This is a genomic window from Haloferax sp. ATB1 (genome assembly GCF_000730175.1).
In genome coordinates this window covers 1-22,312 of record NZ_JPES01000014.1, presented here as the reverse complement: position 1 = coordinate 22,312, position 22,312 = coordinate 1, and the positions used below count along the sequence as shown (strand labels likewise).

The following is a 22,312-nucleotide window of genomic DNA, read 5'->3' as shown; positions in this document are numbered from 1 at the left end:
GCGGGGCGCTCCAGCGCGAACTCGCGTCGGTCCGGGCGGCCACCTCGAAGTACGCCGACGTACGGAAGGCCATCGCGGACGGCTACGTCCTCGGCAGTCCGTTCGTGCCGGGCATGGGCTACCACTACGTGAACCACCACTACATCATCGAGAACGACGACGACGAGGTCGATATCACGAAGCCCGCCGCGCTCGTCTACGGGAGAAACGAGGGCAACGGCAAGGAGGAACTCATCCTCGGCGCGGCCGAGTATCTGTTCGACGAGCCACCGGAGTACACCGGCCCGTTCCCGGACCTGTTCCACGGCGACGGCGACGACGGCATGTGGGGCTTCGCCGGCGGCCACTGGGGCCTTCACGCGTGGGTTCACGTGAACAACCCCGCGGGGACGTTCGCGCCGTTCAACTCCCGGCCGCAGTTCAACGAGAAGTGACCGCCGAGTAGCCGATTCGGATTTTTTGGCAACTCCGGTCGAGCAGTCGGCCGTCTCGATTTATCCCCTCCGGCGACGCGTCTCTCGGATGGACCCGCGAATCACGGTCGTGACGCTCGGTGTTTCGGACCTCGACGAGTCGATTCGGTTCTACCGCGACGGCCTCGGCTTACCGCTCCGCGACCGCGACCCGGACAGCGACATCGCGTTTTTCACCCTCGAAGGGGCGTGGCTCGCGCTCTACCCGCGCGAGTCGCTCGCCGAGGACGCGACCGTCCCCGCGGACGGCAGCGGTTTCGCGGGCGTCACGATTGCGCACAACGTCGCCGAACGGTCAGACGTGGACGCGGTTCTCGACGCGGCGCGCGCGGCGGGCGGCGATATAGTCAAGCCCGCACAGGACGCGTTCTGGGGAGGCTATTCGGGCTACTTTTCGGACCCGGATGGGAATCTGTGGGAGGTCGCGTACCCGCCGTTGACCGATGAATAATCGAGTCGTGTCGGCGGAGACGGCGGGGCTCACTCGCCGTCGTCCGACGACACCGCGTCGACGGCGCGGCGCATGACCTCGCGGACCGGAAGTCCCGTCTCGTTCGCCACGGCGAGCGCGTCGTCGTACTCCGCGCTTCGGTCGTAGACGACGCCGTCGGCGTCGCTTCCGACCTTGACGCTCACCTCGTAGTCGTCGCCGTCGATAGCGAGCGTCGCCGTTTCGAACTCGCGGCGGGCGGTCCAGCGGTGGCCCGCGCCGTGTTCGCGGATTCCGAGCGTGCCGGTCTCGACCGCGAGGCGGTAGGCGACGCGCTCGGCGTCTTCCGGCTTGACGACGACCTTGACGAGGTGGCCGGGGCGGGACTTCTTCATCGTCGTCGGGACGATTGATACGTCCCGCGCGCCGGCGTCTTTCAGGGTCTCCTGCAGCCCGCCGAGGACTTCGGGCGTCGCGTCGTCGAGGTTCGTCTCGAGGACGGAAATCTCGTCGCGGACGAGCCGCGAACCGCCGTCGCCGACGACCGCGCGGAGGACGTTCGGCCGGTCCGGGAAGTCCCAGCCGCCGGCTCCGTAGCCGGACGACTCGACCGACATCGACGGGAGCGTCTCGACGCCCTCGGCGAGGTGCGCGAGGATGGCCGCGCCCGTAGGGGTGAGCAGTTCGGTCTCGACGGGGCCGCCGCGGACCGACCAGTCGGCCGCCGCGGTGATGTTGAGCACGGCGGGCGCGGGCACCGGGTAGGTGCCGTGGCTCATCTCGGCCTCACCGCCGCCGACGGCGACCGGGCCGGTGACGATGCGGTCCACGTCGAGATCGTCGAGGAGGAGACAGACCCCGACCACGTCGGCGATGGCGTCGTCCGCGCCGACCTCGTGGAAGTGGGTCTCGTCGAGGTCCGTGCCGTGGACCTTGGCCTCGGCCTCGCCGAGCACGCGGAAGATGGCCGTCGCGTCCTCGACGACGCCCGCGGGCAGGCCCATCGACTCGACGAGTTCGACGACCTCGGGGAAGGTCCGGTGCGGGCCGTGACCTTCGGCGTGGGTGTGGTCGTCGTGGGAGTGGTGGTGGTCGTGGTCGTCGTGAGAGTGCGAGTGACTGTGGTCGTGTGAATGCTCGTGGTCGTCGTCGTGGTGAGGATGCTCCTCGTCGTGAGCGTGGTCGTGGTGGCGGTACTGGTGCTGGTGGCTGTGCTCGTCTTCGTCGTCGCCATCAGCGTCGTTGTCGGAATCTCCCCCGTCGTCGCCGTCGGCGCGCAGGCGTCGGTGGTCGTCGTCGTGGCCCTCGCCGCGGGGGTCGCCGCCGTCGGTCTCGGGGAGGAGCACGTCGACCTTGGTCGCGAGGATGCCGTTTTTGTCGACCTCGTGGACGCGGTAGGTCACGTCGAGGGCGTCTTCGACGGGCGAGAGGACGGACGGGTCGGCACCGGCGGCGACGAGCGCGCCGAGGAGCATGTCGCCGCTGGCACCCATCCGGCCGTCGAACGCGAGGAGTCGCATGCGTGAACCGTCGTGTTCGAGGGTAAAAACGCCAGCCATCGAGGCGCCGACGCCTGTCCAGTCGGTAGGGATTAGTAGCCGCCCACCCTACGGTGTGCTAGGCTGTAACCACGGGAGGACGGTGCCTCGGGCCGACCGGGGAAGGACTTATCCGATGGCCTCTCACAGGTATCAGCATCCCCGCGAGGTAATCATGAACGAAGTCCAACTCGAAGTGGCGAAAGCGTACCCGAACGACTCGGGGCGCGGTATCGCCCGTCTTGATCCGGACACCTTGCTCCATCTCAAGCTCTCGCCGGGAGACATCATCGAGATAGAGGGAGGAAAAACGACCGCCGCGAAGGTGTGGCGGGCAGACCGGCAGGACTGGAACACGGATACGGTCCGTATCGACGGGTTCACGCGGCAGAACGCCGACGTGGGCATCGGAGAACGGGTCACCATCCGCAAGGCAGAGGCCACGAAGGCCGACAAGCTCGTGCTGGCGCCGCCCGAAGAGGCGAGCGTCCAGTTCGGGTCCGACGCGGCCGGCATGGTCAAACGGCAGATTCTCAAGCGGCCCGTGGTCGAACGCGACATCGTCCCGGTGATGTCGAGTACGAACCACCCGTTCATGCGGTCGCCCGGACAGGCGATTCCGCTCATCGCCGTCGAGACGAAGCCGGAGGGCGTCGTCCTCGTCACCGAGGACACCGACGTCGAACTCCGCGAGGAGCCCATCTCGGGCTTCGAGAAGGCCGGCGGCGGCATCACCTACGAGGACATCGGCGGCCTGACCAACGAGATTCAGCGCGTCCGCGAGATGGTCGAACTGCCGATGAAACACCCCCAGATATTCAAGAAACTGGGCATTGAGCCCCCACAGGGGGTGTTGCTCCACGGCCCGCCGGGCACCGGGAAGACGCTTCTCGCCCGCGCGGTCGCCAACGAGACCTCGGCGAGTTTCTTCTCTATCGCAGGGCCGGAAATCATCTCGAAGTACTACGGCGAGTCCGAACAACAGCTCCGCGAAATCTTCGAAGACGCCAAAGAGGAGTCGCCGAGCATCATCTTCATCGACGAGCTCGACTCCATCGCGCCCAAGCGCGAGGACGTGACCGGCGAGGTCGAACGCCGGGTCGTCGCCCAACTGCTGACGATGATGGACGGGCTCGAAGCCCGCGGTCAAGTCATCGTCATCGCGGCGACGAACCGCGTCGATTCGGTGGACCCCGCGCTCCGCCGTCCCGGCCGGTTCGACCGCGAAATCGAGATCGGCGTGCCGGACGAGGAGGGCCGCAAGGAAATCCTCCAGATTCACACCCGCGGGATGCCGCTTTCGGACGACGTCGACCTCGACGACCTCGCCGACGACACCCACGGTTTCGTCGGTGCCGACATCGAGGCGCTGACGAAGGAGGCCGCGATGAAGGCGCTGCGGCGCTACCTCCCCGAGATAGACCTCGACAGGGAGGACATCCCGCCGAGCCTCATCGACCGCATGGTCGTCAAGAACGACGACTTCGGCGGCGCGCTCGGCGAGGTCGAACCCTCGGCGATGCGCGAGGTGCTCGTCGAGATTCCGAAGGTCACGTGGGAGGACGTCGGCGGTCTCGAAGGGCCCAAACAGAAGGTCCAAGAGAGCGTCGAGTGGCCGCTGACCACCCCCGAGAAGTTCCAGCGAATGGGTATCGAGGCTCCGAAGGGCGTGCTCCTCTACGGGCCGCCCGGCACGGGCAAGACCCTGATAGCGAAGGCCGTCGCCAACGAGACGAACGCGAACTTCATCTCGGTGCGCGGCCCGCAGCTGCTCTCGAAGTGGGTCGGCGAGTCGGAGAAGGCGATTCGGCAGACGTTCCGCAAAGCGCGGCAGGTCTCGCCGACCATCATCTTCTTCGACGAGCTTGACGCGCTCGCCCCCGCCCGCGGCAACGACATGGGCAACAACGTCTCCGAGCGCGTCGTCAACCAGCTCCTGACGGAGTTAGACGGCCTCGAAGACGCGGGCAACGTCATGGTCATCGCGGCGACCAACCGCCCGGACATGATCGACCCCGCGCTCATCCGCTCGGGCCGGTTCGACCGTCTCGTGCTCATCGGCCAGCCCGAAGAGGAGGGCCGCGAGCAGATTCTCGACATCCACACGCAGCAGAGCCCGCTCGCGCCGGACGTGAGCCTCCGCGAAATCGCGGAGATAACCGACGGCTACGTCGGCTCCGACCTCGAATCCATCTGCCGCGAGGCGGCCATCGAGGCGCTCCGCGAGGACTCCGACGCCGAGGAAATCGAGATGCGCCACTTCCGCAAGGCGATGGAGTCGGTCCGCCCGACCATCACCGAGGAACTGATGCGCTACTACGAGGACATCCAAGACCAGTTCAAGGGCGGTTCCCGCGAGGGCCTGTCGCCCGACACCCGCGACGGCGGCCGCATCGGCTTCCAGTAAGCCGGACGGGCGGCGGTCCGCGGTGACGGTCCCGTTTTTCTTATCGCGAAGAAGAGAGCGACGCGTCGGTACGCGTCGGTTCGAGACGCCCGCTCAGAACAGCAGCGAGTCGTCGTTGTCTATCATGTAGAGCGTCCGCGCCGCGACGTTGACGGCGTGGTCGCCGATGCGTTCGAGGTCGCGCACCGTCAGCAGGAGTCGGCGCACGTCGACGAGGGCGGTCTCGGGTTCGAGGTCGCCGTCGCCCTCGAAGTCGTCGCCGCTCATGAGGTCGCGGACGATGCTCTGCGACGCGTTGTCACACATCGTGTCGAGGCTGTCGTCGCGCTCCGCCACGGACTGACAGAGGTCGGTGTCTTCGGTCTCGTAGGCGTCCATCGCCTGGTCGACCATGTCGAGTGCGGCGTCGCCGATGCGGCGGATGTCGACTTCGGTGTAGACGTCGTTTTCGGCGTCGATGGCGTACTGCGCGAGGTTGGTCGCGAGGTCGCCGATGCGTTCGAGGTCGGTGATGATCTTGAACGACGCCGCGATGAATCGCAGGTCGCCCGCGACGGGCTGTTGGAGCGCGAGCAGGTCGATACAGTCCTGCTCTAAGTCGAGGTAGATGCGGTTGATTTCGTGGTCGCCCTCGATGACTTCCTGTGCCTTCCGCTCGTCTTTGTCTTCGAGCGCGTCGAGGGCGTACCGAACTCGCTCCGAGACGAGTTCGCTGAGATACAACACGTCCTCTTCGAGCTGATTGAGGCGAGATTGGTACGTGTTTCTGGCCATACGTGACGTTCCGGCAGGCGAAGTGAAATTCCTTGTGATGGTTTCGGTGGTCGACTCGCCGATACGTCCTGAACGACCGTGTCCGATACGCGACGCCGAAACGCGGGCGTCGAGTCGGCGGTGCGAACCGAACGTGGCACAGAACGAGCCGCGAGCCTCGCGAGCGAGAACGAGTTATCCGAACTTACCGGTGATGTAGTCTTCGACGCGCTGGCTCTCGGGGTTCTCGAAGATTTTCTGGGTGTCGTCGAACTCGACGAGTTCGCCGCCGGTGAGGAAGACGGCGGTCTTGTCGGAGATACGCGCCGCCTGTTGCATGTTGTGGGTGACGATGACGACGGTGTAGTCCTCGGCGAGTTCCTCGACGAGGTCTTCGATCTGCGAGGTCGCCACGGGGTCGAGCGCCGATGCGGGCTCGTCCATGAGCAGCACCTCGGGGTCGGTGGCGATGGCGCGGGCGATACAGAGGCGCTGTTGTTGGCCGCCGGAGAGGTCGAGACCGGACTCATGGAGGCGGTCTTTCACCTCGTCCCAGAGGGCTGCGCGCTTGAGCGACTCCTCGACGACCTCGTCGTAGTCGGCGTCGATACCCTGGATTTTCAGCCCGTAGACGACGTTCTCGTAGATGCTCTTCGGGAACGGGTTGGGCTTCTGGAACACCATGCCGACGCGGCGGCGGAGCGCGACGGGGTCGACGTCGTCGTCGTAGACGTTCTTGCCGCGGAGCGTGAGTCCCCCTTCGACGCGGGCGACGTCGATGAGGTCGTTCATGCGGTTGATACAGCGGAGGAACGTGGACTTCCCGCAGCCAGAGGGACCGATCATGGCGGTCACGCTGTTCTCGGGGATGTCCATCGAGATGTCGGTGAGCGCGTGGTCGTCGCCGTACCAGACGTTGATGTTATCCGAGCTGATGACGGTCTCGGCGTCCCGCCCCACCGGACTCTCCGACGCAGAGAGCCCGTCGCTCACGTCGGTTTCGACGAGCATCTCGTCGTTCGTCGGGTCCTCTGTTCCGTTCATGGCTTGCTGTTCTCCCTCGGGTGCTTTGTCTCTTTGGCTCATTGGTGGTGTTCAGTTTTCACTTTCGAACTTGTTGCGCAGGACGATGGCGATGGAGTTCATGGCGAGGAGGACCGCCAGGAGGACGACGACGCCCGCCGGGACGGCCTTCGTGTAGAAGTCCTCGCTGGCGAACAGGCTGGACCACGCGTACACCTGCAGGGGCATCGCGCTCACCTTTGAGGAGAGCTCCGTCGGCAGGTTGAAAAGCACGTTCGGCGCGCCGATCATGATGAGCGGCGCGGTCTCGCCGATGGCCCGGCCGAGCGCGAGGATGGTCCCGGTCAGGATGCCGGGGAACGCCTCCGGGAGGACGACGTTCTTCACGGTCTGCCAGCGCGTCGCGCCCATCCCGTATGACGCCTGCCGCATGTCGCCGGGCACGGCCCGAATCGCCTCGCGTGAGGAGATGATGACGATGGGCAGGATGAGGAGCGCGAGCGTCGCGCCGCCGATGAGGACCGTCCCCGTCGGCTGGCCGAGGTAGGTGACGAACACGCCGAGTCCGAGCAGCCCGTAGACGACCGAGGGGACGCCGGCGAGGTTCGAGATGTTCACGTCGATGAATCGGGTGAAGGCGTTGTCGGGGGCGTACTCTTCGAGGTACACCGCCGCGCCGACGCCGAGCGGGAACGAGAGGGCGGCGACCGTCGCCATCAGCAGGATGGAGCCGCCGATGGCCGGATAGAGGCCGGCGTTCTCCGCGGTCCCGCTGTGGGCGCTCGTGAGGAACTGCCAGTCGACCCACGACTGCGGGCCGGCGAAGCCGAGCGCGTCGACCGCGAACGCGCCGACGAGCGACCCGCCGACGACGACACCCGCGAGCAGCAGGCCGATTCGCTCCTGTTCGCGGGTGACCGCCGCGCCGCCGGCGTAGGCCAGCGTCGGGACGAACGCGACCGACGTGACGACGGCGGCGGCGTTGGCGTCAACGCCGAGCATCGGGCCGACAACGGCCGCGAGACCGGTCAAGACGAGCGCCGACGCGCCCGCCGCGAGTCCCGCGGTGGTGTCTTCGCGGATGCGGGCGACGTACTGACCGACGACGACCGCGGCCACGCCGCCGAGGACGAGCGTCAGAATCATCCAGTCGGCCGGGACCACGGGGAGTTGGCGGATAATTTCGGGAATGCTGTGGAAGTACCCCGGAACGCCGACGAGCGACAGGATGAACGCGGCACCGGTCGCGGCGACGCGAAGGGTAAACGGGATCTGCTGTTCGTACTTCGTCAGGACGACGACGAGCGCCGCCGGAACGAGGAGACCGACGACGTACGAGAGACCGGTCAGCGGCGGAATGATGTCGACGAAGACGATGGCGACGCCCCCGCTGAACAGCAGGAACACCGCGAGCATTCCGACGGCCATCCCGCCGAGCTTGAGCGCCGGGACGTTCCGACGGGCGAGATACCCGCCGACGACGGTCGTGGGGACGACGAGCGTCAGGAAGAAGGTGAGGTGCCAACCGAGATCCGCGGTGAGCGGGCGAATCGCGTCGTTGGCGACGTAGACGAGGAGGACGGCGAGCGTGACGATTCCGAACATCGTCGCGGCCAACAGCAGGTACCGGAAGACGGTCCCGGTCGTTCGGCTGACCTGTCCGAAGCCGTCGATGTAGCTGGAGTCGGTGTCGGTCGACATCTCAGTACGCCTCCCGGTAGCGTCGCGAGACGTAGTCGCTGATGACGTTCATGATGAGTGTGATGACGAAGAGCACGAGGCCGATGGCGAACAGGCTGCGGTAGGCCAGCCCGCCGCCGGTGATGTCACCGGTGAGAAGCTGGACCATCGCGGCGGTCATGGGCAGCGCGCCTTCGAGGTACGACGCGGGGTTCAGCGGGTTGAGGAACTTCGCCTGCGCGCCCGCGGCGACGGTGACGGCCATCGTCTCGCCGATGGCGCGCGAGAGCGCGAGGATGAAAGAGGAGAAGATGCCGGAGAGCGCGGCGGGGACGACGATGCCGGTCGACACATCGAACTTCGTCGCGCCCATGCCGTAGCCCGCCTGTCGGAGTTCGTCGGGGACGGCGGACATCGCGTCCTCGCTGATGGAGGCGACCATCGGGATGATCATGATGCCGACGACGATGCTCGCAGAGAGCATGTTGAACGTCCCGATGCTGGGGAAGACGACCTCCAGCGCCGGCGTGATGTAGATGAGCGCGAAGAAGCCGTAGACGACGGTCGGGACGCCGGCGAGGATTTCCAGCGCGGGTTTGAGAATCGAGCGCGCCTGTGCGCTCGCGTACTCGCTGAGATAGATGGCGGTGGCGACGCCGAGCGGGAGCGCGATGACGGCCGACCCGATGGTGACCATCAGCGTCGCCGACACGAGCGCCAGCACGCCGAACTCTTGGCTGTGTATCTGCCACGTGGTTCCGGTGAGGAAGTCGACGATGGATGCCGTCTCCCCCGCGACTCCCATCAGCGGGGCTGTCAGCGTGAAGAACTTGGACGCCTCCGTGATGAGAAGGCCGACGATACTGAGGGTCGTCACGACGGACAACGCCGCGCACAGGAAGAAGAACGACCGCGTCAGTAGCTCACGCGGCGAATTCTCCGTGTTCCGCGTGAGGTCGGTTTCGAGGTCATCTGTGCTCATTGGTTGGATTGAATCGTGGTATATGAAAAAGCGCTTCGTTAGCTGATTCTGTCGAGAAAGCGGCTAGTTGGCTTCCTCGATGGCCGCGTTGAGCGTGTCGAGCATCTCCTGTTGCTCGTCTTCGCCGAGCGGGACGTAGCCGACCTCGTCGGCGACGATTTCGCGGCTGGTGGCGTTGTCCATCCAGTAGCGAGCGAACTCGGCGACGTGTTCTTCCGCGAGCGACTCGCGGGCGGGGTAGGTAAACAGCGGGCGGGAAAGCGGGTTGTACTCGCCGGACAGCGCCGTGTCGAGCGACGGTTCGACGAACTCGCCGGCGTCGTTCTCGACTGCGACGGCCTGCACGGAGTCGGTGTTCTCGCTGTAGTACGCGAAGCCGAGGTAGCCGATGGCGTACTCGGAGCCCTGAACGCCCTGGATGATGGTTCGGTCCTGCTCGGTCGCGGAGTAGTCCTGGCGGTGGCCCGGACCCTCCTCGCCGATGACGGCCTCGATGAAGTAGTCGTACGTACCGGAGGCGTCGGTGGGACCGTAAATCTCGATTTCCTCGTCGGGCCACTCGGAGTTGACGTCGGACCACGTCGTCGGCGTCGACTCGGCCGAGAAGATGGTCCGGAGTTGTTCGACGGTGAGGCCCTCGCCGATGAAGTCGTTGTCGTTGTTGACGATGACCGTCAGCGCGTCGGTGGCGACCTTGAGTTCGACGGGGGTCACGTCGTTGTTCTCACACTGCGTCTCTTCTTCGCCCTTGATGGGGCGGGAGGCGTTGTTGAAGTCGGTCTGACCCGTACAGAAGTAGTTCGCGAAGCCACCACCGGAGCCGGTGGACTGGAGGTTGATGTTGACCTCGGAGTGCTCGGTCTGGAAGCGCTCACCCATCGCGGTTGCGAGCGGGAACACCGTCGAGGAGCCGGCGATGTCGATGGTTCCCGAGAGCTCGTTGCTCCCGTCGCCCGACGAGTCCTCTCCCTCGGAGTCGCCGCCGGAGCCACCGTTGTCGGTGTTGTTCTCCGTACACCCGGCGAGTCCAGCGAGACCGGCCGCGCCCGAGGCAATCAGGAACTTACGCCGCGAAAGACCACTGTCCGAGTTACGCGTCATCGATTTTGACGAGCCGATTTTGTCGTAAATACCCTGCTATGACGACTATATAGTGGTACGTTCCGGTATATCCACAACGATTGATAACGTGTGACAAGAACGGGCCGAAATCGACGAAAGCAGCCGATTGTTCCATTCGCGGCCGTCTCGTGCGCGGTCTTTCCCCAACGTGTCAGGAAACGCGGGACGCACGGCCGACTGGGACGGCGCAAAACAACTACTGAGTGGGCGGTGTTTCGAGCCCGAATCGGCACGAGTCACGTTCGTCCGCGCCCATCACATAAAATATGGCTTCAATATATAGAGATAGACAGTTTTATTGTGTATTGAGAACCACCCACGGACATGGTCGAAACCCGAAAGGTGCAGGTGACGGGTGGTTCCACCTACACCGTCTCGATTCCCAAAGACTGGGCGACGGACAACGGCGTCTCGGCGGGGAGCGAAGTCGAATTCTATCCGGAGGGCGACTCGCTGTTCTTGACGCCCCGCTCGGAAGAAGAACGCACTGAGGGAACCCTCGACATCGCGACCCTCGAAGGCGACGAACTCACGCGCGCCGTCATGACGATGTACGTGAGCGGGTTCGACATCATCGCGCTGGAGAGTTCGCGCATCACGACCGACCAGCGGCGGACCATCCGCGAGGCGACCCAGAGCCTCGTCGGCCTCGAAGTGCTCGAAGAGACGCGCGACCGGGTCGTCATCCGCGACCTGCTCGACTCCTCCGAGCTATCCATCCACAACGCGGTCACCCGGATGCGACTCATCTCGCTTTCGATGCTCGAAGACGCCATCGCGGCGATCGCCGAGCAGGACGACGACATGGCCCGCGACGTCATCCAGCGCGACGACGACGTCGACCGCCTCTGGATGGTGGTCTCCCGCATCTTCCGCGCGACGCTCCGAACCCCGAAGGCCGCCGAGGAACTCGGCCTCCCCCGCGAAATCTGCTTCGACTACCAGTCCGCCGCCCGGCAACTGGAGCGCATCGGCGACCACGCGACCAAAATCGCCCACCTCTCGTTGAACTTCGAGGAGCCGGTCGACGACGAAATCGTCGAGGCGATTCAGGAGCTGTTCGAGGAGGCGAAGGCCGTCGTCAACGGCGGGATGGACGCGCTGTTCGCCGAGGAGAGCGACGAGGCGAGCCGCCTCGCCAACGAGTCCCGCGAAGCCGTCCAGGCCATCGACACGAGCGCCCGCGGCATCGACGAGCTCCTCCGCGGTCTCGACCCGGCGCGCGCGCAACTGCTCGGCCTCATCGTCGACTCCGTCTCCCGGAGCGCCGACTACGGCGGCAACATCGCAGAGACGGCGCTTCAGAAGGCCGCGCCGACGCCCTGACCGGTCAGCCTACTCGCTGACAGCGGCTCGTCGCACGGTTCGATTCAGTATCGTCCAGTCTCGTTTTCGACTTCGACCGTACCACGTCCGCGAGCGACGGCCGCGGGGCTCACCGGCGTAAAACAGTCGGACCGCGCCGAAACGGCGACGCGGGGAAAGAAACTTACTCCTCGTCGACGACGACGGCGTTGACCTGCCCGTCCTGACCGGGGCGGGAGGTGACGCGGGCGCGGCCGGCGCTCGTCTCGATGATGGAGCCCTTCGTGATGATGTTCCGGCGGGCGTAGTTGACGTTCGACGGGTTGTCGACGACGCCTTCGATGTCGGCCTGCGTCACGTCGGCACCGTCGGCGACCTGCGCGACGTTCGTCGAGAGGGCGCGGAGCTTCTCGTTGTTCCCGCGGGAGTCGATGATCTGGAACCGGGGCTCGCCGACCGTCGTGGCGGCGGGTTCGCGGCCCAGCTGGTAGCGCTTCTTGTTTCGGGACGGCTTGCGCCGACCGCCGGTCCGCTTCCGCTTGGAGCGTCCTTGGTCCTTCATACGGGGTAAAAACCTCGGTGACTACTTGAATCGCTCGAATCGGTGCTCGGCGGAGACAGGTGCCACCACGTCTCTCGGGCGCGATGGCAACGCAAACCGTTTAGTTCGCCCGCGCCCGCCGTCGAACCGATGAGTCTCGACGTCACCGTCGCCGTCCCCTTCCGGCAACACGGCTCGACCCGCCTCGGCGAGGGCGAGTTCGTCGTCGCCCTGTCGCTCGACCGCGACTGGTTCTCCCCGGACCAGGCGAAGCGCCTCATCGACCTCGCCGCGGGTCGCGGCCTCGTCGAGCGCGACGACGGCGAGGTCGTCGCGACGTTCGACCCCGCCGACGTACAGATTCCCGAGGAGTTCGAACCCGACGCCTCCGTCCTCCGCGAGCAGTCGGCGTTCGAGCAGATTCTCGACGCCTGCGTCGCCGCCGGTATCGAAAAACAGGCCGCCGTCGCCGGCATCAACGAGCGGCAGTCGCGGCTCGGCGTCACCGCCGAGGCCGCCGCGATCCTCTTCGCGCGCTCGAACGACGTGAACGTCGACGACGCGGCCGAGAAAGCAAAGCGGTCGCTGGCCGAGTAGCGCCCGCCCGTCTTTTCGCTTCGCCCCTCCGCCCGCCAGCAAAGCGACACCCCGAAACCGTCCGGGCGCGAACGCCCGGCATGGTCGTCGATTCGCTCTCCGACGGGACACGCATCGCCCAACTGCTCGCCTCGGAGGTCACGGGCCACGAGGACGCCTTCTCGGTTCTCTCGGTCGTCGACGCCGACGCCGACGTGGAACCGACCGACGACGGCGCGCTCGCCTACGCGGTCGCCGCCGACGGCGAGCGCGTCGCCGAAGTGTACGTCCAGCCGGACCGCGCTCGCGTCGAGTTCGTCGCCCATCCCGACGTGACCGCCGAGGCCGCCTCCGAGGCGGGGCTTCGCGTGCGCCCGAAGGCGGTCCGCCCGCCGCGGACGCTCGTGTTCGTCGAGGACGGCGCGCAGGTGAAGTGGACGCTCCCGGCGTTCCGCGCGCTGGTCGCGGCGCTCGAAGCCGGAGACCGAGACCGAGACGAAGAATAGACGCTCGTCGCGCGACCGACTCAGAGGTCCGCGACGAGTTCAGGAAGCGCCGTCGGCAGGTCGTCGTGGTGGATGTGGGCGACCGCCCGCGGGTCGGGGTCGTCACAGCCCTCGCCGAGTACCTGCACCGGGAGCATCCCGGCGTCGTGCGCGCCGGCGATGTCGTGGTGGACGCTGTCGCCGACGTAGACGGTCTCCTCGGGTTCGGTCCCGAGGTCGTCGAGCAGGGCGTCGAACGCCCGCCCGTCCGGCTTTCCGGCGGGGAGCGCGCCCGTCACGAGGGCCGTGTCGAAGTGGTCGCGCCACCCGAGTTTGTCGATTTTCGCCTCCTGGGCCACGACCGGCCCGTTGGTGAGGAGGCCGACGCGGTAGGTCGTCCGCAGGCCGGCGAGCATCGCCTCGACGCCCTCGACGGGGACGACCGCGTCGGTGATTCGCTCTCTGTACGCCGTCGCGACGCGCTCCGGGTCGACGGGGGAGTCGTGCTCGTCGAGGAGGGTCTCGAAGATGGGCGCGCGGGTCTCGCGCGTGAGGTTCTCTTGGTGTGCCCGGAGATACGCCTCTCGGGTCAGCGGGGGCGCGCCCGCCGCCGCCGCCGCCTCCGAGAGAATCGTCTCGCGGTCCCGCGTCGGGACCGCGAGTGTGTAGTCGAGGTCGAACCCGACCGCGCTGACAGACATCGTCGGTGAAGCGTTGGCAACGGAGCGGTATGAGCGTGCCGGGACCTGTCGAGGGGGCGACCCGTGCCGTGCCGACTCGCCGCGGGCCAGTCCAAACGACCGCCCACCGACGACGACAACCACTATACCCGTCGGCGACGACGCCGAGATATGACCCTCGACCCCGTCCACGTGGACGACATCGCGTCCATGGCGAGTTCCATCGCTGACTCGGTCGACGACGCCGACTACGACGACCTCGCGCGGACGGTCTGGGAATCGTGGCTGGACCCCCTCGAATCGCCCGACGGAGGACTCCCAATCGTCGAACCGCTCGGCGAACAGCGCCTCCACGCCGCCGATATCGACGACGTGGCGCTCACGGAGTCGCCGTTTCCGACTGTCCACGGCCTCGACTCGGGGACGATCAATCCGACGACGTTCAAAAACGGGCTCGTCCTCGACGTGGCTCACGCCGCGATGGCGTCCGAGCCGTCCGACCTCGACCTCCACCGCCACCGCTCTATCGTCATGGCGGCCCACACCCACGACCCGGTCCAGTTTTTCGACACCGACGAGTGGCTCCGGTCCGACGAGGGCTACGGTCGCCGGGCGGCGTCCTGAGCGTCCCGCGAGTCAACCGCTACGCCGAGGGCGTCGTCCACGCGCTCGCGCTCTACCTCGCCGAGAGCGCCCACGCGCTCGAACACGCCGACGCCGTCTCCGACCTGCTCATCCTCGACGGGCCGGTGTACCCGAAAGAGCTCCTGAACTGGCGCGACCGCGACGCCGAACTGAAGGACCTCGCGCGCGACGCGAAGCCGAAGGCGGTCGTGGAGAACTACATCCGCCTCGTCGAGCGCTTCGTCGAGCGCGACGTGCCCCTCGCCGGCTTCGTGAAGAACCCCGGCGCGAAACACGTCGTCCGCACGGTCAGGAAACAGCTCGACGGGACCGACGCCGGCAGGCGGCCGTGGGTCGACGACGCCGCCTTCTTCGTCAACCTGCTCGAACGCCGGGAGGGCCCCGACGGCGACGAGCGCCGCACCGAGGAACTCACGTTCACGAGCTGGTTCGTCTCGCGCGGCGGGTCGGACCGCCAACTGAGCGCCGAGGGCGAGGCGTTCGGCATCGAGCGCAAGCTCGACCCCGAGGCGTACACGGTGACGTTCTTCGTGCTGTACGACCCCCGAACCGACGTGTGCTACCGGGTCGAAGCGCCCTACGCGTTCACGAAGGACCCCGACCTCCGCGCGGACCTGATGCACCACGTCGTCCGCGACGTGGCCGCCACGCGCGGGCCGCCGCTGGCGGTCGAGAAGGCCGACGAACTCGCGCGGGTGAGCATCGGCGAGAAGGCCGCGCTCAGGCGGAAGCTTTCGGAGAAACTCGACTCCGACCAGATGAAGAGCTACGACAACATCCGCTGGGTCGACGCCGACGAGTAAGAGCGGCGCGACCGAAGCGCGCGCCCCGGCGACCAACCCCCCTCAGAGCGACGCGTCGCCCTCGGGAGAGCCTTCGTCCGCGGAGCGGTCCGCCGCGTCCGGCTGTTCGTCCTCCGGCGTCCCCTCCTCTTCGGGTCTCACGACCTCCACCCGCACGTCGTCGGCGGAGACACCGACCCGCGCGAACTGCGTCCTGACGTGTTCTTTGGCCGCCGACAGCGCCTGCTCGCGGGTGTCGAAGCCGCGGGGAAGCGGCGTGTCGAAGGCGACGCGAATCGTCCGCCCGTCGATTTCGGTCTCCGAGCCGCCGCTTTCGACCTCGTAGAACTCGTCGCAGACCCAGACGTAGGGCGCGTCCTCGTCCGGCGCGCCGCGGTAGGTCGGCGCTTGCTCTCCCCGTTCGAATATCGTACCGGTGAGTGCCGTGCCGCCGCCGTGACCGCGGACCAATAACATAGCCGGGCTAGGTGCGCGACACGGAAAAGTCGTACGCGACGGCCCGAGAGCGCGTCATCTGGGACCGTTCGGCAGGGGAACCGCGCACCGTCGCCGACGCGTGGCTTTTTACTCGCCGCCCGCAAGCGTTGGAACATGACCGATTTGGGGGATTTCAGCGACTTCGCCGGCGACGACCCCGACGACTCGTCCGACGCGGACCGAGACGAGCCGACCGCTGACGCCACCGGAAACGGGCGCTCCGCGCGTTCCGAATCCGCCTCGGAAACCGAGAGCGCGACCGCCGCGAGTTCAGCCGACGGCGACGCCGTCGATACCGACCGCGACGGGGCGCGACGACCGCGACGGCGGCGATTCGACCGATGTAACCGGCGCGACCGACGACGCGGACGACCTGCAGTTCGACGAGTACGACGCCGACCCCGTCGGCGACGAACGGGGCGTCGGCGCGATTGCGGTCTCGCAGGGCCTGCGCGTGTCGGAAGACCCCGAGCGGACGGCGCTTCGGGCGTTCGTGACCGCGGGCAACCGCGAGCGCGTCCGCCTCGGCAAGTACCTCATCGTCCCCTACCCCGACGACGAACTGCTGTTCTGCCGCATCGTCGGCCTGGAGTACGCCCAGGAGTTTCAGGCCGACGACGCGACTGAGATTCACGCCCGCCGGGCGATGCGCCGCCCCGCAGACGAGTTCGAGGAGCGCGATTTCAAGTTCATGGCGGAACTCGAACCCATCGCCGTCCTGTTTTCCGACCGCGGCGAACTCAAGCGCCGGATGGTCGACCGCGTGCCGAAACCGCAGGCGACGGTCGGCGAGGCCACCGACGCGACCCAGATTAAGACCGGGCTGAAGATTCCCGAGGAGGGCGTCTTCCTCGGCCACCTCTCGGTCGGCGGCGAGAAGGTCCGGACCGCGGCCCGGCCGCCGACCATCGACTACCGACTGAACGACGACTACACCGACGGCGACCCGCTCGTGTTCCGCCACACGCTCGTCGCCGGCGGCACCGGGTCGGGCAAGACCCACGCCTCGAAGAACATCCTTCGGCAGTACCTCTCGGAGGAGCGGAGCTACGAGATGGACGACGGCCGTGAGGTCCAGACCGCGGTCGTCCAGTTCGACCCGCAGGACGAGTACGCCCAGATGCACGACGACAACCCGGACATGGACGCCGAGACGGCCCGACAATACGAGCGCGAGGGCGTCGCTCACGGCGGCCACGACGACACCGTCGCGCTCGTCCCGAAGATGGCCGGGTCGTCGTACCCCGGCGCGAACCACCGCGCCGAGCAGTTGGAGTTCACCATCCCCTTCTCGATGGCGCGGGACCTCCCGTGGCTCGTCGCCGGCAGCAGCCTCAACGACAACCAGTACCCGGCGCTCACCGAACTCCTGAACCGCTTCTTCCGGAGTTACGGCGACTCGGGGACGTACAAGCAGTTCCTCCAGTTCCTCGACGACCCGGCGCTGAAAGAGGAACTCCACGAGTCGGGGCGAGTCCACGAGGCGACCTTCGACGCGGTGAAACGTCGGGTCCGCGGCGTGCCGAGCGGCGTGTTCGACCAGGACGCCCGCCCGATAACCGAACTCGACCACCAGCTCGTCCGCCCCGGCGGGCTGACGGTCGTGCCGACCTACCACCTCTCGTCGAGCCGGGCGAAGGAGCTGTTCGTCCTCGCGGTGTCGGCGCTGCTCATCGACGACAAGCTCTCGAACGACCCGTCGAGCGACCGCATCAAGGAGACGCCGGTCGTCCTCGGGATGGACGAGGCGCACAACTTCCTCACCGACGCCGACACCGTACAGGCGCGGAAGGTCATCCAGAAGTTCACCGAGGCGGCCAAGCAGGGCCGAAAGGAGCGCCTCGGCCTGTTTCTCATCACGCAGGACCCACAGGACATCGCCGACCCGGTGTTCAAGCAGGTGAACACGAAGGTCGTGCTCAACCTCGGCGACGAGGACGCCATCAAGAGCGTCAACATCCCGCCGAACCTCGAAGACAAGGTGCCGTACATGGAGAAGGGCCAGATGGTCGTCTACTCGCCCGACAACTCCGAACCCGTCGAGCTGACGGGGCTTTCGACCTGCGTGACGCGACACGGCGACTGAGTACCCGGAACGCCCCGCGCCGTCCGTCGCAGGGACCGGGTCGCGGCTGTTCGGGGGCGCACCCGCCGGGCGGATTTTTAGCCCGCGGCCGAGTAGGCCGAAATATGGCCGAACACGTGCTCGTTCCGACCGACGGGTCGCCGCAGTCAGTCGCCGCGGTCCGCTTCGCCGCCACGGAGTGGCCGGACGCGGAACTCACGCTTTTGAACGTCATCAACCCCGCCGACGCCGACTATCGAGAACGGGCGCTCAGCGGCTCCGAAGAGTGGTTTCAAGCGGAGAAACGGAAGGCGAGAGAGACGTTCGCCGAGGTGAAAGCCGAGGTCGGACTCGTCGACACCGACAGACCGGTCACCGACCGCATCGAGGTCGGCAGCCCACAGAAAGTCATCGTCGAGGTGCTGGACGGCGACGACGACGGTTACGACCACGTCGTGATGGGGAGCCACGGCCGCACCGGCGTCTCGCGCATCCTGCTCGGAAGCGTCGCCGAGGAGGTCCTCCGCCGGTCGCCCGTGCCCGTGACCATCGTCAGGTAGGTTCGGAATGGTTCGAGGGGCGGTAGACCCACAAGACCCCGGTTACACCGCCACCCCGAAGGACTCGCGAAGCGTCGCGTCTTCTCGTTCACCGATGTCGCGAAGCGTCTCGAACGTCTGGTCGATGTCGTCGGTCGTGGTCCGGTGACTACAGACGGAAAGTCGCAGGACCGTCCTGTCGTATATCGACGTCGTCATGACGAACGCGACGTCGCTGAGTTGGATTTCGTCCGCGATTCGCCGGTTGAGCGCGTCGAGATAGTCGTCGACCGCTTCGCGAACGTTCGCATCGGCCGCGGCGGCCGCCCGGAGGTCCGGCGGGGCGTACTGGAACGAGTACAGGTAGAGGTTCGGTTCGTGGAGCGCGACGAAGTCGTCGGCGTCGCGGACTCTGGCGTCGAGATGCTCCGTACACCGGACGGCCCGGGAGAGGTGCGACCGATACCCCTCGACGCCGAGGTGTTTCAGACTCATCCAGACTTTCAGCGCCCGGAACCCCCGCGACATCTGCGGGCCGAGTTCGTAGTAATCCAGTCCCTCGTAGGGGGTCCGCTCCGTTCCCTCCAAGTAGGAGGCGTGCATCGCGAACGACCGTGCCATCGCCGAGGGGTCGCGCACGAGGACGCACCCGCACTCGTAGGGGACGGACAGCCACTTGTGCGGGTCCAACGTGACGGAGTCCGCGCGGTCCAACCCGGCGTACTGCGGGCGCTTCTCGGGGAGAATCGCGCCGACTGCACCGCACGCACCGTCGGCGTGGAACCAGATATCGCGTGCTGCACAGACGTCAGCAATCGCCTCCAGCGGGTCGATTGCGCCGACGTTGATGGACCCGACTTGCGCGACGACGCAGAACGGGACATCGCCGTCGGCCTCGTCACGGTCGAGTCGTTCGACGAGGGCGTCCACTTCGAGGGCTTCGAGTCCGAACAGTCGGCCGAACCGGCGCCCGCCGACGACTGAGACGGCCGTAACTGACGAATCGCGTTTAGCCCTCTCACGGGAACGATACAGTCGGACACAGACCCTCCGTGAGCCGCGCGGCGAAACGCGGGCTCAGAAAATATTCGCCTGCTGGTAGACGCTGATGCCTTCGTTCGTGAGTTCGTAGGGCTTGGTCTCGCGGGAGTGGTTGGCGTCGCGTATCTTCTGAATCTCGATTGCGAGCCGCGTCTCGCGGAAGTCGTCGTTTCGGACGTACTGGAGAACGAACACGGCGTCGGAGAGGTACTCGACGATACCGTGTCTGGAGACGTAGGGGTTGGACTGGTCCGCCTCGGAGGTGAGCATCGTCGTCACGCCCGCGTCCTTCAGCGACCGCGTGAAGTTGAACACCTCGCTGCGGCGCTTCGAGGGGTGGTCGTACATCATCTCCAAAAGCGAGACGGAGTCGAGGACGAGCCGGTCGGCACCGAACTCCTCGACCAGCCGCGGGAGGTCGTTTCGGATGCTCGACAGGCTGTTCGCCATCTCCACGGGGTCGAGGTCCACGACGGACAGTCGCCCCTCGGCCTCGTGTTTCGAGAACTCCCACCCCTTCTCGTCGGCGGTGTCGAGGATGCGCTCGCGACTCTCTTCGAGCGTAATGTAGACGCCGCTGTCGCCGTCTTCGAGCGCCTTCCGGAGGAACTGCAGGCCGAACGTCGTCTTGCCGGTCCCGGCGCTCCCGATAGTGACCATGAGCGACCGCTCGGGGACGCCGCCGAGAATCATGTCGTCGAGCCCCTCGATGCCGATGTCGATGCGGTCGATGTCGGAATCGAACTGCTCGTCGTCGAACGCCGGCGGCTCCGACTCCCCCGGACCCGGGCCGAATCCGAACTCGTCGCCGGACTGCTCGCCGCCGAGGCCGCCGCCCGCGTCGGGCATCGGCGCGTTCTCGAACGCCGTGGCGAAGTCGGTCGAAAACGGGTCATCGTCGTCGAAGGAGTCGCCGCCGTCGAACGGGTTGCCGTTCTCGAACGACAGAGACTCTCCGCCGCTGTTCCCGGTCTCGGTGTCGTCTTCCGACGGTTCGTTCGCGGGGTCCGCGACCGCATCGCTCTCGGGAGACCCGTTGGTCTCACCGTCGTCGCGCTGCTGGCTTTCGTCCGGGTCCGCGTCGTCTGCGTCGGTCTCGCCGTCGTCGCGCTCGCGGAGTGCTCGCTCGAACCAGTCGTCGTCACTCACGGGAGCCACCACCGAACGACAGCGCGGCCGGCGTCCGTGCCTGCCATCACCTCAAGGTAGGCAGGCGTCGTGATGAACGTTTCCCGTGTGCGGAGCTACCGCGCGGCGTCGAGCGGAGACGGGGCGGGCGACGTGACGGTGGGCTTTTGCCCGGGGACGCCAAACCGCGGTGCATGAAGGTCGGCATTGTCGCACAGAAGGGCAACAGCCGGGCCGCGTATCTCGCCGCGGACGCGAGCGAGGCGCTCGCCGAGGTCGACGCCGAGGCGGTCGTCGACGCGGCGACCGCCGAGAAGCTGGGCGTCGAGGGCGTCCCCGTCGAGTCGCTGGACGACTGCGACCTCGTGGTGAGCATCGGCGGCGACGGAACGTTTCTCTACGCCGCCCGCGGTGCCGACGGCGTCCCCATCCTCGGTGTCAACCTCGGCGAGGTCGGCTTCCTCAACGCGGTCTCGCCCGACGACGCCATCGATGAGGTGCTGGCCGAAGTCGCCGCGTTTCGGGAGGGGAGCCAGTCGATTCGGGAGGTCCCCAGAATCGTCGCCAGCGGCGACGGCTGGGAGATGGACCCGTCGATGAACGAGGTCGTCGTCCACGGCCCGCGCCGGGGTCACGGCGGCGGCGCGGACTTGGAAGTCCGCGTGAACGGCTCCGTGTACTCCGGCGGCCATGCCGACGGCGTGCTCGTCACGACGCCTGCTGGCAGTTCCGCCTACAACCTCAGTGAGGGCGGCCCGCTCGTCCACCCCGGCGTCGAGGGACTCGTCGTCACCGAGATGGCGGCCGACGCGGGGATGCCGCCGCTCGTCGTCCCGTTGGATGCCACGGTGACCGTCAGCGTCACCGGCGCGCCGTCGTCGGTCGTCGTCGGCGACGGCCGGACCCGACGGACGGTGTCGCCGCCGACGGAAATTCACATCGAGCGGTCCGACTCGCCGGTCCGACTCGCCGGTCCGACCTCCGACTTCTTCGAAGCGCTCGGAAAACTCGACTGACCGCGCTGCCACGGTCGGCTACTCCGCGAGTTCTCGTTCGCCCTCGTCGCCCGAGGCCTCAGCGCGAGGGAGTGGCGTCCAGTCGATGTCGACCACGTTGTCCGCCCGCCCGCGAAGGCCGGGTCGGGAGACAACTTCGAACGTCCGGTTTTCGGTCTTGCGGGTGAAAAGCGAGTGCGCGAGGACGTTCGCCACGTCGGCGCGCGGGACGCTCCCGCAGACGGAGTCGCCGCCCTCGCCGACGACCACGTCGGCGGTCGCGGGGGCGTCGGTGAGCGCGCCGGGCCTGATAATCGTGTGGTCGAGCGGCGCGTCTCGAAGCCGATTCTCGCTTCGTTCCTTCGCCGAGAGGACGCCCGACGCGGTGAGAAGCGCGCGGAGCGACAGCGGGAGTCCGCCCTTCGAGTCGCCGACGCCGATGGAGGACATGAGAACGAACCGCTGTGCGCCGGAGGCGGTCGCGGCGTCCACGAGGTTGACGACGCCCGCGCCGTCGACGAGGTCGCCGCGGATGGTTTCGAGCCCCGCCGAGACGCCGACTGCGGAGACGACGGCGTCGGCGTCGAGAACCGCCCGCCGGGCGTCGTCGGGGTCGAGGAGGTC

20 protein-coding genes and 2 pseudogenes are annotated in these 22,312 nt (G+C 67.0%); 10 read left to right on the top strand and 12 right to left on the bottom strand.

Features of this window, described 5'->3' with window-relative positions:
• The coding region (locus ATB1_RS02605) for a hypothetical protein (RefSeq protein WP_042662133.1) at positions 1–434 on the top strand (434 nt) is incomplete at its 5' end.
• Between the two features lie 88 nt (positions 435–522).
• Positions 523–924 (top strand): VOC family protein, encoded by a 402-nt coding sequence (locus ATB1_RS02600; protein WP_042662132.1) that lies wholly within the window; start codon positions 523–525, stop codon positions 922–924.
• A gap of 29 nt (positions 925–953) precedes the next feature.
• Here the strand turns inward: ATB1_RS02600 and larC are convergent, their stop codons facing one another.
• Positions 954–2,423: a nickel pincer cofactor biosynthesis protein LarC gene (gene larC / locus ATB1_RS02595; RefSeq protein ID WP_042662131.1), complete on the bottom strand. Its 1,470-nt coding sequence runs from the start codon at positions 2,421–2,423 to the stop codon at positions 954–956.
• Positions 2,424–2,616: 193 nt separating this feature from the next.
• On the opposite strand from larC, the gene ATB1_RS02590 reads away from it, so the two are divergent.
• Positions 2,617–4,848 carry a CDC48 family AAA ATPase gene (locus ATB1_RS02590; RefSeq protein WP_042662130.1) on the top strand — a complete coding sequence of 744 codons (2,232 nt, stop codon included), beginning with the start codon at positions 2,617–2,619 and terminating at the stop codon, positions 4,846–4,848.
• A gap of 93 nt (positions 4,849–4,941) precedes the next feature.
• Here ATB1_RS02590 and phoU read toward each other — a convergent pair whose 3' ends face one another.
• The 5 genes from phoU to ATB1_RS02565 form a co-directional block, all read right to left on the bottom strand.
• On the bottom strand, positions 4,942–5,622 hold the full coding sequence (gene phoU, locus ATB1_RS02585) for a phosphate signaling complex protein PhoU (protein WP_008095611.1): 681 nt from the start codon (positions 5,620–5,622) through the stop codon (positions 4,942–4,944).
• Between the two features lie 174 nt (positions 5,623–5,796).
• The gene (gene pstB, locus ATB1_RS02580; protein WP_042662135.1) at positions 5,797–6,645 is read right to left on the bottom strand and encodes a phosphate ABC transporter ATP-binding protein PstB; all 849 of its coding nucleotides are present in this window, start codon (positions 6,643–6,645) and stop codon (positions 5,797–5,799) included.
• Positions 6,646–6,696: 51 nt separating this feature from the next.
• Positions 6,697–8,325 carry a phosphate ABC transporter permease PstA gene (pstA, locus tag ATB1_RS02575; protein WP_042662129.1) on the bottom strand — a complete coding sequence of 543 codons (1,629 nt, stop codon included), beginning with the start codon at positions 8,323–8,325 and terminating at the stop codon, positions 6,697–6,699.
• 1 nt (position 8,326) lies between these two features.
• Positions 8,327–9,286, bottom strand: a complete 960-nt coding sequence (gene pstC / locus ATB1_RS02570; protein WP_042662128.1) for a phosphate ABC transporter permease subunit PstC — start codon at positions 9,284–9,286, stop codon at positions 8,327–8,329.
• 63 nt (positions 9,287–9,349) lie between these two features.
• Positions 9,350–10,387, bottom strand: a complete 1,038-nt coding sequence (locus ATB1_RS02565) for a PstS family phosphate ABC transporter substrate-binding protein (RefSeq protein ID WP_042662127.1) — start codon at positions 10,385–10,387, stop codon at positions 9,350–9,352.
• A 345-nt stretch (positions 10,388–10,732) separates the two neighbouring features.
• Between ATB1_RS02565 and ATB1_RS02560 the strand changes: the two genes are divergently transcribed.
• Complete coding sequence (locus tag ATB1_RS02560; protein WP_042662126.1) at positions 10,733–11,734, top strand: phosphate uptake regulator PhoU; 1,002 nt, start codon at positions 10,733–10,735, stop codon at positions 11,732–11,734.
• A 163-nt stretch (positions 11,735–11,897) separates the two neighbouring features.
• Here the strand turns inward: ATB1_RS02560 and ATB1_RS02555 are convergent, their stop codons facing one another.
• Positions 11,898–12,275, bottom strand: coding sequence for a 30S ribosomal protein S8e (locus ATB1_RS02555; RefSeq protein ID WP_042662125.1), 378 nt, complete (start codon positions 12,273–12,275; stop codon positions 11,898–11,900).
• 129 nt (positions 12,276–12,404) lie between these two features.
• Here ATB1_RS02555 and ATB1_RS02550 point away from each other — a divergent pair, with 129 nt between their 5' ends.
• Both ATB1_RS02550 and ATB1_RS02545 read left to right on the top strand, forming a co-directional pair.
• Entirely contained in the window at positions 12,405–12,851 is a 447-nt protein-coding gene (locus ATB1_RS02550; RefSeq protein ID WP_042662124.1) for a DUF2240 family protein, read from the top strand.
• 80 nt (positions 12,852–12,931) lie between these two features.
• Complete coding sequence (locus ATB1_RS02545; protein ID WP_042662123.1) at positions 12,932–13,336, top strand: hypothetical protein; 405 nt, start codon at positions 12,932–12,934, stop codon at positions 13,334–13,336.
• A gap of 20 nt (positions 13,337–13,356) precedes the next feature.
• On the opposite strand, the gene ATB1_RS02540 is transcribed toward ATB1_RS02545, so the two are convergent.
• A complete protein-coding gene (locus ATB1_RS02540; RefSeq protein WP_042662122.1) occupies positions 13,357–14,016 on the bottom strand; it encodes an HAD family hydrolase in 660 nt (219 codons plus the stop codon).
• Between the two features lie 150 nt (positions 14,017–14,166).
• On the opposite strand from ATB1_RS02540, the pseudogene ATB1_RS02535 reads away from it, so the two are divergent.
• Positions 14,167–15,443: pseudogene (locus ATB1_RS02535) on the top strand (DNA double-strand break repair nuclease NurA).
• Positions 15,444–15,485: 42 nt separating this feature from the next.
• On the opposite strand, the gene ATB1_RS02530 reads toward ATB1_RS02535, so the two are convergent.
• Entirely contained in the window at positions 15,486–15,899 is a 414-nt protein-coding gene (locus ATB1_RS02530; protein ID WP_042662121.1) for a hypothetical protein, read from the bottom strand.
• Positions 15,900–16,034: 135 nt separating this feature from the next.
• On the opposite strand from ATB1_RS02530, the pseudogene ATB1_RS02525 reads away from it, so the two are divergent.
• Together ATB1_RS02525 and ATB1_RS02520 are read left to right on the top strand one after the other, a co-directional pair.
• Positions 16,035–18,006, top strand: a pseudogene (locus ATB1_RS02525) (ATP-binding protein).
• 104 nt (positions 18,007–18,110) lie between these two features.
• A complete protein-coding gene (locus ATB1_RS02520; protein ID WP_042662120.1) occupies positions 18,111–18,545 on the top strand; it encodes a universal stress protein in 435 nt (144 codons plus the stop codon).
• A 42-nt stretch (positions 18,546–18,587) separates the two neighbouring features.
• On the opposite strand, the gene ATB1_RS02515 is transcribed toward ATB1_RS02520, so the two are convergent.
• Together ATB1_RS02515 and ATB1_RS02510 are read right to left on the bottom strand one after the other, a co-directional pair.
• Complete coding sequence (locus ATB1_RS02515; protein ID WP_241768011.1) at positions 18,588–19,454, bottom strand: pyridoxal-dependent decarboxylase; 867 nt, start codon at positions 19,452–19,454, stop codon at positions 18,588–18,590.
• A 147-nt stretch (positions 19,455–19,601) separates the two neighbouring features.
• The gene (locus ATB1_RS02510) at positions 19,602–20,714 is read right to left on the bottom strand and encodes a KaiC domain-containing protein (RefSeq protein ID WP_042662119.1); all 1,113 of its coding nucleotides are present in this window, start codon (positions 20,712–20,714) and stop codon (positions 19,602–19,604) included.
• A gap of 173 nt (positions 20,715–20,887) precedes the next feature.
• Between ATB1_RS02510 and ATB1_RS02505 the strand changes: the two genes are divergently transcribed.
• The gene (locus ATB1_RS02505; protein WP_042662118.1) at positions 20,888–21,709 is read left to right on the top strand and encodes an NAD(+)/NADH kinase; all 822 of its coding nucleotides are present in this window, start codon (positions 20,888–20,890) and stop codon (positions 21,707–21,709) included.
• A gap of 18 nt (positions 21,710–21,727) precedes the next feature.
• Here ATB1_RS02505 and ATB1_RS02500 read toward each other — a convergent pair.
• The coding region (locus ATB1_RS02500; RefSeq protein ID WP_042662117.1) for an NAD(P)H-binding protein at positions 21,728–22,312 on the bottom strand (585 nt) is incomplete at its 5' end.

Bases quoted from the DNA above. Each gene is read 5' to 3' on its own strand.
- ATB1_RS02600 (WP_042662132.1), top strand. From the start codon at position 523: ATGGACCCGCGAATCACGGTCGTGACGCTCGGTGTTTCGGACCTCGAC.
- larC (WP_042662131.1), bottom strand. From the start codon at position 2,423: ATGCGACTCCTCGCGTTCGACGGCCGGATGGGTGCCAGCGGCGACATG.
- ATB1_RS02590 (WP_042662130.1), top strand. From the start codon at position 2,617: ATGAACGAAGTCCAACTCGAAGTGGCGAAAGCGTACCCGAACGACTCG.
- phoU (WP_008095611.1), bottom strand. From the start codon at position 5,622: ATGGCCAGAAACACGTACCAATCTCGCCTCAATCAGCTCGAAGAGGAC.
- pstB (WP_042662135.1), bottom strand. From the start codon at position 6,645: ATGAACGGAACAGAGGACCCGACGAACGACGAGATGCTCGTCGAAACC.
- pstA (WP_042662129.1), bottom strand. From the start codon at position 8,325: ATGTCGACCGACACCGACTCCAGCTACATCGACGGCTTCGGACAGGTC.
- pstC (WP_042662128.1), bottom strand. From the start codon at position 9,286: ATGAGCACAGATGACCTCGAAACCGACCTCACGCGGAACACGGAGAAT.
- ATB1_RS02565 (WP_042662127.1), bottom strand. From the start codon at position 10,387: ATGACGCGTAACTCGGACAGTGGTCTTTCGCGGCGTAAGTTCCTGATT.
- ATB1_RS02560 (WP_042662126.1), top strand. From the start codon at position 10,733: ATGGTCGAAACCCGAAAGGTGCAGGTGACGGGTGGTTCCACCTACACC.
- ATB1_RS02555 (WP_042662125.1), bottom strand. From the start codon at position 12,275: ATGAAGGACCAAGGACGCTCCAAGCGGAAGCGGACCGGCGGTCGGCGC.
- ATB1_RS02550 (WP_042662124.1), top strand. From the start codon at position 12,405: ATGAGTCTCGACGTCACCGTCGCCGTCCCCTTCCGGCAACACGGCTCG.
- ATB1_RS02545 (WP_042662123.1), top strand. From the start codon at position 12,932: ATGGTCGTCGATTCGCTCTCCGACGGGACACGCATCGCCCAACTGCTC.
- ATB1_RS02540 (WP_042662122.1), bottom strand. From the start codon at position 14,016: ATGTCTGTCAGCGCGGTCGGGTTCGACCTCGACTACACACTCGCGGTC.
- ATB1_RS02530 (WP_042662121.1), bottom strand. From the start codon at position 15,899: ATGTTATTGGTCCGCGGTCACGGCGGCGGCACGGCACTCACCGGTACG.
- ATB1_RS02520 (WP_042662120.1), top strand. From the start codon at position 18,111: ATGGCCGAACACGTGCTCGTTCCGACCGACGGGTCGCCGCAGTCAGTC.
- ATB1_RS02505 (WP_042662118.1), top strand. From the start codon at position 20,888: ATGAAGGTCGGCATTGTCGCACAGAAGGGCAACAGCCGGGCCGCGTAT.